16 protein-coding genes and 1 tRNA gene are annotated in these 15,508 nt (G+C 47.5%); 6 read left to right on the top strand and 11 right to left on the bottom strand.

The window, feature by feature from the left end:
• Positions 1-38: 38 nt before the first annotated feature.
• The 7 genes from FC34_RS05025 to FC34_RS05055 form a co-directional block, all read right to left on the bottom strand.
• On the bottom strand, positions 39-1,889 hold the full coding sequence (locus FC34_RS05025; RefSeq protein ID WP_083479244.1) for an ABC transporter ATP-binding protein: 1,851 nt from the start codon (positions 1,887-1,889) through the stop codon (positions 39-41).
• Positions 1,876-3,609, bottom strand: a complete 1,734-nt coding sequence (locus FC34_RS05030) for an ABC transporter ATP-binding protein (protein ID WP_057894312.1) — start codon at positions 3,607-3,609, stop codon at positions 1,876-1,878. Before FC34_RS05030 ends, FC34_RS05025 begins: the two co-directional genes overlap by 14 nt.
• A gap of 96 nt (positions 3,610-3,705) precedes the next feature.
• The gene (locus FC34_RS05035; RefSeq protein ID WP_057894313.1) at positions 3,706-4,260 is read right to left on the bottom strand and encodes a MarR family winged helix-turn-helix transcriptional regulator; all 555 of its coding nucleotides are present in this window, start codon (positions 4,258-4,260) and stop codon (positions 3,706-3,708) included.
• Between the two features lie 158 nt (positions 4,261-4,418).
• Entirely contained in the window at positions 4,419-5,288 is an 870-nt protein-coding gene (locus FC34_RS05040; RefSeq protein ID WP_057894314.1) for an NmrA family NAD(P)-binding protein, read from the bottom strand.
• Positions 5,285-5,698, bottom strand: coding sequence for a MarR family winged helix-turn-helix transcriptional regulator (locus FC34_RS05045; RefSeq protein ID WP_057894315.1), 414 nt, complete (start codon positions 5,696-5,698; stop codon positions 5,285-5,287). The genes FC34_RS05040 and FC34_RS05045 overlap by 4 nt, the downstream gene beginning before the upstream one ends.
• Positions 5,699-5,846: 148 nt before the next feature.
• Positions 5,847-7,148, bottom strand: a complete 1,302-nt coding sequence (locus FC34_RS05050; RefSeq protein ID WP_083479245.1) for an MFS transporter — start codon at positions 7,146-7,148, stop codon at positions 5,847-5,849.
• Positions 7,149-7,166: 18 nt separating this feature from the next.
• Entirely contained in the window at positions 7,167-7,826 is a 660-nt protein-coding gene (locus tag FC34_RS05055; RefSeq protein ID WP_083479246.1) for a flavodoxin family protein, read from the bottom strand.
• A gap of 195 nt (positions 7,827-8,021) precedes the next feature.
• On the opposite strand from FC34_RS05055, the gene FC34_RS05060 reads away from it, so the two are divergent.
• Complete coding sequence (locus FC34_RS05060) at positions 8,022-8,837, top strand: oxidoreductase (protein ID WP_057894316.1); 816 nt, start codon at positions 8,022-8,024, stop codon at positions 8,835-8,837.
• 83 nt (positions 8,838-8,920) lie between these two features.
• Here FC34_RS05060 and FC34_RS05065 read toward each other — a convergent pair whose 3' ends face one another.
• The 3 genes from FC34_RS05065 to FC34_RS05075 all read right to left on the bottom strand — a co-directional run bounded on the left by FC34_RS05065 (position 8,921) and on the right by FC34_RS05075 (position 11,130).
• Entirely contained in the window at positions 8,921-9,772 is an 852-nt protein-coding gene (locus FC34_RS05065; protein ID WP_057894317.1) for an aldo/keto reductase, read from the bottom strand.
• A 10-nt stretch (positions 9,773-9,782) separates the two neighbouring features.
• Positions 9,783-10,631 (bottom strand): aldo/keto reductase, encoded by an 849-nt coding sequence (locus FC34_RS05070; protein ID WP_057894318.1) that lies wholly within the window; start codon positions 10,629-10,631, stop codon positions 9,783-9,785.
• Positions 10,632-10,707: 76 nt separating this feature from the next.
• Positions 10,708-11,130 (bottom strand): MerR family transcriptional regulator, encoded by a 423-nt coding sequence (locus FC34_RS05075; RefSeq protein ID WP_057894319.1) that lies wholly within the window; start codon positions 11,128-11,130, stop codon positions 10,708-10,710.
• Positions 11,131-11,266: 136 nt separating this feature from the next.
• Between FC34_RS05075 and FC34_RS05080 the strand changes: the two genes are divergently transcribed.
• From FC34_RS05080 to FC34_RS05090, 3 genes are read left to right on the top strand one after another with little or no spacing between them, the layout of a single operon-like run.
• Positions 11,267-11,725, top strand: coding sequence for a flavodoxin (locus tag FC34_RS05080; protein ID WP_083479247.1), 459 nt, complete (start codon positions 11,267-11,269; stop codon positions 11,723-11,725).
• Between the two features lie 13 nt (positions 11,726-11,738).
• Entirely contained in the window at positions 11,739-12,392 is a 654-nt protein-coding gene (locus FC34_RS05085) for an NAD(P)H-binding protein (RefSeq protein ID WP_057894321.1), read from the top strand.
• 33 nt (positions 12,393-12,425) lie between these two features.
• Entirely contained in the window at positions 12,426-12,938 is a 513-nt protein-coding gene (locus FC34_RS05090; protein WP_057894322.1) for a hypothetical protein, read from the top strand.
• A 51-nt stretch (positions 12,939-12,989) separates the two neighbouring features.
• Here FC34_RS05090 and FC34_RS05095 read toward each other — a convergent pair.
• Positions 12,990-13,061: transfer RNA gene (locus tag FC34_RS05095), tRNA-Asn, on the bottom strand.
• A gap of 277 nt (positions 13,062-13,338) precedes the next feature.
• Between FC34_RS05095 and FC34_RS05100 the strand changes: the two genes are divergently transcribed.
• Positions 13,339-13,911, top strand: a complete 573-nt coding sequence (locus FC34_RS05100; RefSeq protein ID WP_057894323.1) for a class I SAM-dependent methyltransferase — start codon at positions 13,339-13,341, stop codon at positions 13,909-13,911.
• A 30-nt stretch (positions 13,912-13,941) separates the two neighbouring features.
• A complete protein-coding gene (locus tag FC34_RS05105; protein WP_057894324.1) occupies positions 13,942-15,456 on the top strand; it encodes a CAP domain-containing protein in 1,515 nt (504 codons plus the stop codon).
• Positions 15,457-15,508: the final 52 nt, after the last annotated feature.

Raw genomic sequence — 15,508 nt, forward strand, 5'->3', positions numbered from 1 at the left:
TAAAAAAATCTGGCACAAGGCCAGATTTTAAGAGGTGATTAGGCAGTCGCAAATTGACTGGTATAGAGTTGGTGATAAGTGCCATTCTGGGCCAGCAGTTCTTGGTGAGTCCCGCTTTCAACAATGTTACCGTGATCCATGACCAGAATACGGTCAGCATCATAGATTGTTGAGAGGCGATGGGCGATGACGAAGCTGGTCCGATGTTTCAGCAGGCGTTCCATGGCTTGTTGCACAATCAGTTCAGTCCGACTATCAACGTTTGAGGTGGCTTCATCTAAGATGAGGATCTCGGGGTTAGCGATGAAAGCCCGAGCGATAGTCAACAGTTGACGTTGGCCTTGTGAGATATTGTCGGCATTTTCATTCAGGATAGTTTGATAGCCATCAGGCAGTTTCTGAATGAAGTCATCGGCATAGGCCGCTTTGGCTGCGGCATAGACTTCTTCATCAGTGGCGGTTTCGTTCCCATACTTGATATTATCAAAAATCGTTCCAGAGAACAGCCAGGTTTCTTGTAAGACCATCGCCATTTTCGCTCGTAAGTCGTGACGAGAAATGTTGCGAATATCTTGCCCGTTGACTAACAGCGCGCCACCCTTAATATCATAAAAGCGTTCAAGTAAATTAATGACAGTGGTCTTACCGGCGCCAGTCTCACCAACAATTGCGGTCATTTGGCCAGGCTCGACAGCCATGTTGAAGTCAGGCATGAGCAATTTATCGTCATAGCCAAATTGGACGTGCTTGAAGCTGACTTTGGCATCACTGGCGGGCTCGTTGGGATAATCACCCAGGGTCTCGTCCATCTCATCGGCATCGAGGACGGAGAAAATCCGATTGATTGAGGTGAGCATTGAAAGCAAGGTGCCCCAAATCTGAGCCAGCTGCAATAAAGGACTGGAGAACTGACTGGAATACTGTAAGAATGCCTGCATGTTCCCAAGGGTCATGGTTCCTCCAACAACTGACAAACTCCCAATGGCCGCAATCAGCACGTAGACGATATTTTGAACCAAGGTCATCATTGGCATGGTTAAACCACTGATGAAGACGGCTTTCCAGCCGCTTGTCACCATGGATTGATTGGCGTGTTCGAATTTGGCCAAGGCATTTTGAGTGCCATTAAAGCTCTTGACGACGGTAAAGCCTTGCAAGCTTTCTTCAATCTGGGTGTTGAGTTGGCCCAATGAACCGAAGTATTCGCCGTTATATTTCTGCGCTTTTGGCGTAACCAAGCGAGTGACCAGTAGCATAACTGGAATCATTAAACAAACGACCAAGGTCAAGAGTGGGCTGATGGTTAACATCATGACAAAGACGCCAATAGCGGAGATGATACTAGAGATGATGCTCGTTAAGCTCCGTTGTAAGCCACTGACGATATTGTCAACATCATTAGTGGCGATACTCATGAGTTCACCATTTTGGTGCTGATCAAAATAATCAATCGGCAGGCGATTTAACTTAGCTTTCAAATCGCGGCGCAACCGGCGCGTAATGTCTTGTGTAATGACTGTCATGAATCGCTGTTGCAAGAATGAAGTGAGAAATGTGAGTAAATACAAACCCAGTAGAATTAACAGCGTGAGCCGCAGCTGGGTGAAGTCAATTCCTGTGGCCCGGCGGACACCGTCAAAAATGATGGTGGTGGTATTCCCGAGGACTTTAGGCGTTAAGACTGTTACCAGTGTGCCAATCAAGACAGCGATGGCCGTCAAAATAATGAGGCCGGTTGATTTCTTGGTATAGACACTTAGGCGCTTCAAGCTTTGCGTGATAGAAATCTTTGGCGTGCTGTCATCAGGACGCCCGCCACGTGGGCCTGCACCTCGAGTCATATTGCCGCCACGTTGGTTACCACCACGGGTTTCTTTAGTATTTTGCATCAGATGAGTCCTCCTCTTGATAGGATTGTGATTGCATGATTTGTTGATAAACTGGATTTGTCTTGGCTAATTCAGCGTGTGTACCTAACCCGACGATGCTGCCCTGATCTAAGACGGCAATCTGGTCTGAAGTCGTAATCGAAGCAACCCGCTGTGCCACAATGATGGTAACGGCATTACCGGTTTTGGCCCGCATGCTCTGGCGTACTGCGGCATCTGTCTTGAAATCTAACGCAGAAAATGAATCGTCGAAGATATAGACATCGGCGTCTTTTAACAAGGCCCGCGCGATACATAGCCGTTGCTTTTGGCCACCGGAGAAGTTGTCGCCGGCTTTAGCCACCTGGCTGTCAAGGCCGTCAGGTAATGCGGCAACAAAGTCCTTGGCTTGTGCCATTTCGAGGGCTTGCCAAATTTCATCATCTGTCGCTTCGGGCTTGCCGACTAACATGTTGGACCGGATAGTGCCGAAGAATAGCATGGCTGTTTGTGGGACATAGCTAATCTTGGCGTGGAGTTGTTCTTGGGGAATCTGTTTGACATCAACCCCGTTAAGCTCAACTTGACCACTTTCGGCGTCATACAAGCGTGAAATCAAATTGACCAGTGATGATTTACCGTCACCAGTAGAGCCGATAATGGCAAATGTTTCACCAGCCTTGACAGAGAAACTGATATCAGCCAAAGCCCGTTTTTGAGCGCCGAGGTAACGGAAATCCACGTGGTCGAAAGTCAGCCCTTTGGTGGTTTCTGCTGGCGCAGTTGCTGTGGGTTCGCTGATTGAGAGGGGCTGGTTAAGCACTTCATTGACCCGTTGCGCAGAGATCTGACCCTTGGGGACCATCATGATGATGAAACTGATGCTGGCAAAACCAGTCAAAATTTGAGTGGCGTAACTAATCGCCCCAACAATGGAGCCAATTTGTAATGAGCCATCAGCGACAAATTGGGCGCCCATCCACACGATGAGTAATGACGCAAAGTTCAACAGTAACGAGAGGGCAGGGATGAAGAAGCCCATGATGGTGCCGGCTGTGACTGAAGTTTTGGAATAGGCTTGATTCAAACTTTCGTATTTATCGTATTCAGCTGATTCCTTGTTGAAGGCCCGGATGACCTTGACGCCAGTAAGGCCTTCTTTGAATGCCAAGTTTAACTTATCCATTAAAGTTTGAATCTTGGCATACAGTGGCGTAACCCGGTTGAAAATCAACAAGTAGACAATGACTAAGAATGGGACCGCTGCAAGGAAGACGAGCCCAAAGCGTGGTTCCAATACCCAAGTCATGATGATGCCCCCGACGAGTTGAATCGGCGCCATCAGGAGAAACTGTAATCCCATTTGAACAAGGTTTTGGACTTGGGTCACGTCGTCGGTATCCCGAGTGATGAGGGATGCCGAACCGAAGTGGTCAAATTCGGCTTTCGAGAAACTGAGAATTTTGCGGTAGAGATCTGACCGGATGTCGCCGCCAAGCTCGTAAGCAATCTTGGTGAATAGCCATGAGTTTAAGGTGGATCCGATCAAACCAATGATGGCAACGCCAATCATTAAGGCACCTTGAACCCAAATAACTTGGGTATTACCCTTGGCAATTCCCTGATTAATGATGGTGGCCGTCAGATAAGGGAGATACAAACCTGTCGCCGATTGAAGGAGTAAGAATAGAATCGCGATGAAAGTTTGCAGAATCGGTAATCGCTTAATTAGAGTGAGCATGATGAAGTCCTCCTGGTTGTTTTTTGGCATAAAAAAATAAGCGTTGCGATTTTCAGTATTGCAGCAGCAACGCTTGTCGTAGAAATTGAAAACTATTTACTTCGTTCTGGGGTCAAAGGGCCCATTTGGATGGGAGTCAATGAAGCGGTCAAGTTCTTCTGCACTCATTGGTCGCGCCGGTCGAGTTCGCCAATCGAATTGCTCAGGGCTCAGACCAGACTGCTTGAAGTCTGCTTCCAAAGCCTCAGTGAGGCGATCAAGATAATGTGCAAAGTCAACATGTTCCTCAGGACTGAAAATATCAAAGATAGCGCTGGGATCGAGTCGATTCTGTTCCACTTGTTTACCTTTGGTGGTTAAGCGACTAATCATGATCCGACCGTCAGTAGTTGATGGTGTCCGCGTGATGTAGCCACCCTTCTCGAGTTTGTTGAGCAATTCATTAGCCGAAGGGACGCTAATGCGCAGTAAGAAGGCCAAACTCTTGGTGCTGATTTCTTCTTGCAGTTTCAAAGTCGCAATTACGCGTCCTTGGCCACGAGTGGGATCGGCTAGCGGTCCATCTTCTGCAGTCGTTTGGAACTGTCGCCGGTTGAGCAACCACTGGAATTGGCGTAACTTGCTAAATAAATCTTCATTCGTGACAGTCATTTGTTCGCCTCCATTTTTATAAAAGGTACCTTATGAAAATGAATTATAGAAGGTACCCTTTATAAATGCAAGCCTTTTTGAGAAAAAACTTTTGGCGCCTAGAAATAAGCCATTAAAAAACGCCAGGACTGCCTGTTTGAGGCGGTTCTGACGTTTGATTATTGCTCGAGAAAAAGTTGGCGATAGTCTTGAATGAAAGTATCAATGGATCGAGCCGGTCGCTTGAGAATTGTTTCAATATTATGATTCACAGTTTTTGCATTGCCCAATTGGGTGATGACATACAGCATGACCATGACATTGACGAATTCTTTAGGTGTGCCCCGCCTAAGCATGGTGCGACGAAACTTCAAGAGACTTGGACGGCTGTAAGTAATGGGAATCCTGAGAATGTGGGTCATTTTAACTGCAATTTCCTCGTAAGTCAGGGCCTCAGCGCCAGTAATATCCAGCTTTTGATTGAGATACTGGGTATCAAGCAAGCACGCGGCAGCGACATCGGCAATGTCTCTGGTATCAATGAAGCTGGTTTTGGCGCGCCCAGCGGGGATGAAGAGATCGTGATTGATTTGAAGATCGTAGAGGTGCGTGGAACTGAGATTCTGCATGAAGAAACTAGGGCGAATAAAGGTGTACGGAATCTCAAGTCGCTCAATCATCGCTTCAATCTGGTGATGTGGCGTAACAGGATTCTTCTCGACACCCAGCAAGGACACAAAGACAATCTGTTGGATCTGTTGTTGCTTGGCAAAGTTTAAGAATGGCGCCATATCTTGTTTCGGATGGCTGAGTTGGGGCGGCCGGATGAAGAAAATCTTCTCAATATCGGTGAAAGCCTCAGGAAAGGTGCTTGGGTCGAGAAAGTCAAAGTGGACTAAGCGGACCTGCTTGTCAGTCGCAAAATGTTTTTTTGCCTTTGGTAAGTTGTGGACGCCGACAGTGAGTTGAACATCAGGGTTTTGCGCTAACGTATCGACGAGCGGTGAACCGATGTTTCCTGATCCACCGATGACTAAAATGTGTGTCATGATTGCTCCTTTGTGGGGATGAGTTTGCCGAGCAGCTGATTCAACAGTTGCTGGTCTTCAGTGGATAGTGGCGCAATGATTGCATCCAAAATTTGATTACTGATTCCTTGACCGGTGATTGCCGCTGTTTGACCGGCCGTGGTCAAGTTGAGGAGCTGGGAGCGCTGGTCAGTGGGATTGGCTTGCTTGGTCAAGAAATCCTTCTCAACCAAACGTTTGACAATGCCCGAAACAGTTGGCTTGTCCATATCAAGCCGATTGGCTAACTGGACGGCCGTTAATGGTCGTTCTAGCATCAGTTGTTGCAATAAGGCCCACTGTTGGACCGTGAGATCCTCTTGAAGTAGGGCTTGATTCAATTGGTATTTTAATTGGTGTGCCAGATTCATGATCAAGTAACCAGAGTTCATCGCTACTTCCTCCCTAACAAGTTAGTATACTAACTATATTGATGGCACCTGTCAATCGGAAGGGCGCGTAATTTAAAAAGGGTTGTGACAAGAATGTCACAACCCTTTTTGGTTTCATCTAATGAGTGGCAGTCTGATGCCATCATTGTCATGACTGCCGGCCATCGACAAAAATTGCCACAATGATGGCTGCAACAACGGTGAAACCAACCATAAACCAGACTTCATTTTGAAAGCCACTCGTCATCGAAACAATAATCGATAAGCCAATGGGACCGCCAATTTGATGCATCGAATTCGTGACGCCACTCGCAATGCCGGCCATGGCATCCGGCGCTTCATGCACCCCTGCGGAAGTCACTGGGGCAAGCGTTAACCCTTGGCCAAGTCCCAGGATGAGCATGGGGATGAGAACTGTTCGCCAGTAGCCTGCAGCTGGATTAGAAAAGGCAAGAATCAGTAATCCAACCACTAAGACAAGCTCGCCAGCAAGCAAGATTCGCCCATTACCAAACCGACGCGTCAAGTTGGGTAACCACAACGCGACGACAAAATTCACCAGCGTCATGGGCAGAAAGGCCAAGCCTGCTTCAAATGCCGAGAATCCATATTGACTTTGGAACATTTGGGGCAGGAAATACCAGAATGGCAACATCGTCATCATAAAGAGTAGACGGGTAGCATATGCACCTGAGCGCACGCGATTCTTGAATAGACTGAGGGGTAAGAGTGGATAATCAATGTGATTTTCGCGCCGAATGAAAACGCCCATTAAGAGTACGCCGATCAGAATGATCCACCAGTTCTGTTCTGTGAAGCCATAGATAATGCTCCCAAGCCCCAGAATCGAGTATAGACTGCCCAAGTAGTCAATCTTTTCAGGCTTGGTAACTGAGTCATCAATATATTTCGCTGTTAAGATAATCAAAACTAACGTGAAAGGCACATTGATCAGGAAACCAGCACGCCACGAAATTAGACTGGTCAAGCCACCGCCAATCAGTAGGCCAATGCTTGAACCGATACCAGCCGTTGCCCCGTAATATGAAATGGCTTTTTGACGAGTTTCGTCCTTATACGCGTCCATGATGAGCGCGAGTGTGGTGGGCGCAATGATGGAACTACCAATTCCTTGAAGCGCCCGCATCCCAATCATCGTGGCACTATTTTGAGCCACCCCAATGACGAGTGAACTCAGCCCGAAGATGGTTAAGCCAATGAGAAAGATTCTTTTTCGGCCGAGAAGATCAGAAAGACGCCCACTCAGGAGCAGAAACCCACCGAAAGTTAGCGTATAGGCGCTCGAGACCCATGAAAGACTAATGGCTGAGAGGTGTAAGCTTTGGCCAATTTCAACTGAGCTGGTGAAGATGATGGAATTATCCATCAAGATTAGAAAGTATGCGAGCAATGTCACGGGAAGAACAATCCCGAATTTTTGTTTAGTCAACCTGTCATCATCCTTTGCTTATTGAGTTTGTTTAATCGATTTGAGCCAAGTCGTCACTGATTTGCTGACGGTCACGCGACGATTACCTCTGATAGCTAAGAGCACGCCGTTGATTTCCTCACCGCCCTTAATTGAGAAGCCTTGCAATACTGTAGCGCCTTTCGCTTCTTGCTTAATTTGAGTGAAGACGGATCCGACACCGTAGCCGCCGTTTGTGTTGAAAGGAATCACGGTTTTGCCAGTAAATTTATTGGCACGCAGGAAGGCCACGACCGCCTGAGGTAATGCCATGTTCCAGGTAGGGCTACCAATAAAAATTCGATCATACTGGCTTAAATCGGGTAAGGATTTCAATGCCGGCAAGGTGTCTGTATTTTGCTCAGTTTCATTTTGTTCGACTTCGGCCCGATAATTAGTTGGGCGGGCCGACTTGGTTTCAATCTGGACCAAGTCCCCACCAACTTGGGACTGAATGATTTCGGCGACTGCCTTGGTGTTGCCGGTTCGTGAATAATAAACGATTAATGTTTTTGGATTCTGCACGGTTTTTCCTTCTTTCTGGCTAGTGGTAGTGGTAGTGGTTGCTTGGTTGGATCGACGCGACACAATGACTGCGCCAGCGATAATAAGAACTGCAACCATGAGCACGAGACTTACGATTTTTGTTGTTTTGGACATGCGCTCTTTGACCTCCTCCTGAAGTTGATTTACTTACCTTAAACCTTGAAGTGGACTTCAAGGCAAGCCCTTCATTCAAAAATATTGGCGAAGTCGCTTCGGGGGCGATTGTTCCTGTATTGCGTTGCGTTTAAATTGACCCGTAGTCGCTTCGGCCCTACACTCAAGGCAACAACAACGAAAAGGGGTCTAATTATGGCACGCATAATCTTAATTACTGGGGCTTCATCAGGGATTGGTTTTGAAGCGGCCAAACAACTGGCGCAAGCAGGAAACATCGTCTACGGGGCGGCTCGGCGGCTTGATCGGCTGCAGGAGTTGACAAATTATGGCGTGACGCCAGTCGCTTTGGATGTGACAGATGCCGCTGCCGCGCAAACTGTCGTTGATGACATCATTCAAAAAGAAAACCGACTCGATGTCCTGATTAACAATGCCGGTTATGGTTCATATGGTGCCGTTGAAGAGGTGTCCATTGACGAGGCCAAACGCCAATTCGATGTCAATCTGTTTGGCCTCGCCCAGATGACTAAATTGGTGTTGCCCCAAATGCGCAAACAACATTCCGGCACGATTATCAACACATCGTCAATGGCCGGCAAAGTGTGGACGCCATTCGGTGCGTGGTATCATGCGACTAAATTTGCCGTCGAAGGCTTTTCTAACTCAATGCGCTTGGAGCTTGAACCCTTTGGCATCCATGTTGTTTTGATTGAACCAGGGGCCATTAAGACGAGCTGGGGGATGATTGCCGCTGATCACTTGAGTGAAAGCTCGGCTCAAGGGCCTTATGCCAAGGCAGCCCAGCGGACCGCGAATAATTTGCGCCGCTTGTACAGTAGTAGTTTCATCACCGCTGCCAGCAAAATCGGCCGGGTGATGGCCAAGGCTGCCACAGCCAAACGGCCACGGATTCACTACCTGACTGGCTTTGGCGCTAAGCCATCGGTGTTCTTCTCCAGAATTGTGCCAAACCAAATTTTTGACGCCGTGATTAAACGGGTGATGTGAGTTTATACTGTTTTAGCCACACAAAAAGCGCGCTCGTCGCGGAAATCTGTTGGATTTTCGCAGCGAGTGCGCTTTTTGTGGATTTATTGTTCGATAGGCCCGCCTAGTCGCAAAACATAGTTGGGATCGCGGTGATCAGAGAATGCGGATTGGTTCATGTTTAAGGCTGCAATTGCGGCCATTTCTGCATCACTGAGTTCGAAGTCAAAGATTGAAATGTTCTCAACCATCCGATTGGCGTGAACGGATTTGGCTACACTCACGATTCCTCGCTGGAACAACCAGCGCAATACGACTTGGCCGACACCTTTGTTGTGGCCATCTGCGATTTTACTAAGGGTGGGGTTAGTGAATAAGTCATGGCGGCCTTCTGCAAACGGCGCCCATGCTTCAGGCTGGATGTGTAATTTCCGCATCCATTCAATTTCTTCATCTTGCTGGTTCCAAGGATTGATTTCAATTTGGTTCAATTCTGGAATGGTCTTGTTGTGCTGGGCTAAATCAACGAATCGATCCGCATTAAAGTTAGAAATCCCGATGGCACGAACTTTGCCAGTTTGCTTAAGTTCTTCCAGTGCGCGCCAGGAACCATAGACGTCCCCATAAGGTTGGTGAATCAGATATAAATCTAAATAGTCGAGCTGTAATTTGTCTAATGAGGAATGGAAGGCGGCTAGAGTTGCATCATAGCCTGCTGAACTAATCCAAACCTTGGTCGTGATAAAAAGGTCTTGTCGGTCAACGCCGCTTTCTTTGATTGCTTCACCAACCTCAGCTTCATTGCCATAGGCTTGAGCAGTATCAATTAGACGGTAACCGGCTTTGATAGCATCAAGAACGGCTTGCTTTGTATCTTCATTTGGAATTTGGAATACCCCAAAACCAACAGCGGGCATTTCTACATCGTCGTTTAATTTAAAAGTTGGGACTGTCATTGCTTACCTCCTAGACACCTAAATGCCGACTTGCCATCCATTTAACCATCTTGGGATCGCTGTGGGAGAAGAATTGGCTTTCGCCTTCGTTGAGTGTCCCAATTTGTGCCTTGTCGTCAGCTGTCAGGCTGAAGTCGAAGACATCCAAGTTCTGTTGCATCCGTTCTGGCTTTGTCGATTTCGCTAAGACAATGACGCCTTGCTCAACCAGCCAGCGCAGAATGACTTGGGCAACGGACTTATTATATTTCGCGCCGATTGCTGACAAGATAGGATTAGTGAAAATACCATTCTTACCTTCAGCAAAAGGTGCCCACGCTTCAACGCTGATGCCTTCTTCTTTTAACGCGGCAATGTTAGTGGCTTGCTGCTGAAAGGGGTTGATTTCAATTTGGTTGATTTGTGGGGTAACGTCGTTGAATTCAGCAAGGTCAACCGCACGATCCACACCAAAGTTTGAAATCCCAATCGCACGCACTTTGCCGGATTTCTGCAATTCCTCCATCGCATGCCAGGCGCCATAAACGTCGTTATACGGTTGGTGCAACAGTAATAAATCGACATAGTCCAGACCTAAGCGTTCCAGTGAGCGAGCAAAAGAACTCATCACGCCATCATAGCTGGTATTCTCGACCCAGATTTTGGTTGTTACAAAGAGATCTTTGCGGTCAATGCCTGAAGCGGCAATCCCGCGGCCAACTGCGGCTTCGTTCAGATAACTTTGAGCGGTATCGATGTGGCGGTAACCAGCTTTGATGGCATCGCGGACAGCCGCCTCAGTTTCTTCTTCGGGAATTTGGTAAGTGCCAAAGCCTAAGATAGGGACTTCAACGCCATTGTTTAATTTGACAGTTTGCATACTAGAACCTCCAATTAATCTTTATGTCGTTCAACATAATTGACTGTAAACCTTGAAGTCGACTTCAAGGCAAGCACTAATTTGAAAAATCTTTTTTCCACAATGGCTCAACGTCATCGGAATCGTCTGGATCAAGAAATTTCGCGATATGGGAATCGTAAGAATCGATCTTGTAAACTAAGAGGTTTCGGACGGCTTGCATTTCAGCTAATTTCTGATCAAGTTCTTCTAGCTGTTCATTAAGGATTTCCTTTTGGGCATCTTGCTCAGAAGGCGTGCGTTCGCCTTGCGCCAGATGCGCAAAGTCGATTAAGGATTCAACTGATAACCCAGCATTGCGGAGATTCTTGACGAGGTAAATCCAGTTCAGGTCTTTCGTTGTAAAGTCCCGATAGCCACTTTCGTTACGGGTGACAGGGGGAATGACGCCCACGCGCTCGTAATAACGCAATGTGTCAGTCGACAGATCGAACATTTCGGCTGCTTGTTTGATATTCATAAGATGTGTCCTTTCCGATACTTAATTGATGGTCCTACAATACACCTTGAAGTGAACTTCAAGGCAAATTTTATTTTTGGGCTTGCCTTGAAGTCGACTTCAAGGTTTAGACTTGTTTTTGCTTAGGAAAGGTGGAATGATGATGGCAACAAACTTGGTCGTCTACTTTAGTGTGTCGGGGACGACGAAACACGCTGCAGAGACCATTGCTAAACTGACTGGGGCAGATATTGCCGAACTGACACCCGTCGAACCATACAGCCGAGAGTATGATGAGGTTGTGGCTCGCGGGCAACAAGAAAAAGACAGTAAGGCGCGCCCAGCAGTAGAACCTCTGTCAGTTAATCCGAATGCGTATCAAACAATTTATGTTGGTTTCCCGACTTGGTGGGGTCAACCGCCAATGGTGATTCAAACATTCTTTGAAACGTCTGCCCTAAAAGGGAAGCGTATTATCCCATTTACGACCAGCGTGACCAGTACCATTGCTGATAGTTGGCCAATGCTACAACAGTTATCCCAGTCAGCCCAGGCAACTTTGGAGCCTGGCTTGACTGCTAATTCAACGACTACGATTCGTCAATTCATTCAATAGAGGAGCGTTTAATATGACTAAATTAGTTATCTTTGCTGCCAATGGGCAGATTGCACAGATTGTGACCCACAGGATTCTCACCGAACCGAAATTTGCAGATGTTGAGCTGACATTGGCGTTGCGGAACAGCCAACGTTTGAATAGTCTTGCAGATAATGCGCGGGTTCGGCTCGTTGAAACGGACTTGACCAACGCGCAAGAAGTTGCCACGGCCGTTCAGGGTCAAGATATGGTGTTTGTGGCCGTTGTTGACCACACTAATGATAACGTGATGACCAAGAATATCATTGCTGCCATGCAAGCCCATCACGTTAATCGCGTGATTTCAACTAACATTTTGGGGATTTACGACGAAGTGCCAGGAGAATTTGGTCGTTGGAACCATGAGCAAGTCGCTTCTGGACTTGACGCCGCTCGTGACTCAGATAGCTTGCTGGCTGCTTCTGGTCTCGACTATACGACCTTGCGCCTGCCTTGGTTGAACGATCGCGATGAGGTGAAGTACAGCCTGACGCACCGCAATGACGCATATGTTGGCGTGTCTGGTTCGCGCCAGAGTATGGCCGACGTTGTCTTGCGGATTGTGGCGGACCCAAGCTTCGCAAAAAAAGACAGTTTAGGTATCGCCGATCCAGACACGCAAGGGGAAGACCGGCCGGTATATTAGAGCTGCCACTCACAATTGGAAGGTGGGCTAGTGATGGACGCATTACAAATCATCATCTTGGTGCTGGGTTTTGGACTGTTCTTGGCAGGTGCAACACTCAGACTCAAAACTGCGTTGAGTGTAAATTCTCAACGCCAGAAAGAGACGTTCTTAGCTTTGCTCAAGTACCTCGGAGAAAAGCCTGAGCTTTATCGTCAGATCACAATTGCGACTACACTGGGAAAGTTGCTTCAAATGGTTTTCTTTATTTTTCTCTTTGGTGGTTGGGTGGTGCATATCCTGAACCCACTCTTGATTGTGGCGTTTAATGACGCGACCAGTGCGGCGATCCTCTGGCTTTCAGCAATCATTGCCGTCGCGGCATTCATTGCGGACGCTCTGAATACCGACCGACTGGCTGGCCACGAGCTGCCTGCTTACCCTGAGGAACGCCATGCCGCAATCAACCCGAATAGGAAGAAGTATTTGATTGCCGCAGGCCTCATGGTGGCCGGGGTTTTGGTGTTAACCTGGTGGATGCAACTAATTGTGCCGTCAGCGCAGTAATCTTCGTACGAAAAAAGCCAATTGGTCAGCGACCAATTGGCTTTTTAGTTACTGCTCAGGTTGGATTCGAACCAACGACCCTCTGATTAACAGTCAGACATTCTACCGCTGAACTACTGAGCAATGATTATTAATTATATTCTCATAATCCTCATTGAAATGCAACGATTTTTATCTGCGAAAACAAAAAAAGTTTCCCGAAGTTGGTGAGGCCTCGGGAAACCACTTTTTTGGGAGGTTAGAAAATTACATCTCTAACATTGGCTATGTTACTCGCTACGGCGCAAAGGTCAATTATTTGCGCCGTGTTTTTAGAAAATTTTTATGAAGCGTATTGCTGGCGTTATTCCTATGCATGAAGCCGTCCAATAGCCTATAATAGTGGTTAGAAAGGTCGTGGATGACAATGGATGAACCTTATCCAAAGATGCGCCCGACGCATCCAATTGCGTTGCCTGTCGACACAGGCCAACAGTATCCGCTGTGGCAGGCGCTAACGAAGACCCTTCCGGACGTTGCCGGTAAACGGGTACTTGTATTACATTCCGCTGACGGTTGGTTCTGTCGGTATGCAGTCAATCATGGGGCAATCGCAGTGCTTGGTGTTGATCATGCGATTGCACAGATCACAGCGGCTCGGGCCGTTGCTAGCTCAGATCGTCTGCGTTATCAAATTCTAGATGACAGTGATTTGGCTTTACTGGGGAATCACTATGATTTAATTGTCGGCGAGTTTAATCTGCAGCATGACGATTTGCGCGCTATTAGTAGCGAAATTACCCATCTGTTGACTAGCTCCAGTCATTTCTACGCGGCTGTGACAACGACGAATGCGCCGGTTGATTCACTGGAAATTAATCGCTTGTTTGCCGATGAGCTGACCATTCAGCAGTGGTACCAAGTCCACGATCCCAAATTGGCTAAACCAGCCAATACGTACTTTATACTTAACAGTCAACTGGCATCAGCCTAAGTTCACGTTAAGACTCAAGGAGGGTTTCAATTGAAAAAATTAGTAACGACTTCTGCACTGACACTTCTAGCAGTTTCATTGGGTTTGGGTGCCACAATTACGCCCCAAACCGCGCATGCTGAAGTCACTTCGATTTCGCAAACCGCAACGAATGCGCAACGGATTGCCCAATTGAAGCAGATGTATGCCCAATTGGATCAGACGGTTTACACTGGCGACAGTCTGTATGCCGATGCGCCTCGTCTTGGGTTCCCATTCTCCGCGGGTCGATTAAAGCCACAATATATTGAAGCTGCAACAGACTGGATGAACTATTATCGGCAACTCGCTGGGTTACCAGTTATCCCGTCAACCGCAGCGTTAAACAATAAGTCGCAAGTCGCCGCCGCAGCGATGGCAGCTGCCCAAGTCAATCCTAATTTGGATCAGCACGGTTTGAATAATGCCAATAAACCATATGCTGTGCCAAGTGCCACTTGGAGCGCCGCACAACAAACCACAGCAGCCAGCAACCTTTTCTTCCATCAAGGTTCTGATTCGCCATCGTACACAATCGGGTCATTGATTGCGGATAACTACAACCTTGACGGCCAAGACACCGGCCACCGGGCGTGGATGTTGTCATCCCGTCTGTCTGCTTTTGGGATTGGGGTCGCGATTGGTGCCAATGGCTGGCGTTATGCCAACCAAGCCATCATCAACCCAAGTGACTACGATCGCCAACCAACAAAGGACATTGTGACTTATCCCGGTAATGGCGTCTTCCCAATCGAAGAATTAACAATGCGTGCGGATAATGCGCACCCAATTCCATGGTCAGTGTACTTCTCAAATGATGACCATGTGCCTGCTAGTGGTTTGTCCGTCACCATTAAGAACAACACTACCGGCCAAGTCGGTTCAGGGTCCAGCGTCAAGAATTATAACCAAGCCTATTATGGGGAATATAATGCTTTGGTGACTTTCTTACCAAAGAACGTGACCTTAACGGCGGGTAATTCTTACACGGTAACGGTTAAAGGCTTAGGTAGTAAGTATCCAAATGGGTACTCGTATACCTTTGAATTGTTTAACATCACAAGCGATGCCAACACGCCCGTCACGAACTCTGACCAACAAGTTGATACTTACCAAAATGGGACTGGCACGATTAAATACGTTCCTGGTTACAGCATCTTGGAATGGTCAAAACCTGGCAAGAACCGGGTCTCGGCCAACACCAAGCTCGCTGATGGGACGAGTGTTAACTTCACTGGTCGTACTTATGGCGATGGCACTTACTGGTACAAGCTGAGCAATGGCAACTGGATTGATGGTCGTTATCTGTCGACCAGCCCAGTAACTCGTCGGGGTGTTAAGTCCGTCAATTACATGCCTGGCTATGGGATTGCCGTTTGGAATTCTCCATATTATGGGCAAAAAGTAACCGGCAAAATTTTGAAGACCGGCACCGCCTGGAAGTCGTTCGCTGAAGTGACCGTTAACAATCAAGTGTGGTATAACTTGGGTGGTAATCAGTGGATGGCCGGCGCTTACTTGAAGTAAAATACTAATTAACGTGGGGGCAGGCCGAATGGCGTGTCCCTATTTTTATCAA

Source organism: Lacticaseibacillus brantae DSM 23927 (assembly GCF_001436115.1).
Lineage (GTDB): Bacteria > Bacillota > Bacilli > Lactobacillales > Lactobacillaceae > Lacticaseibacillus > Lacticaseibacillus brantae.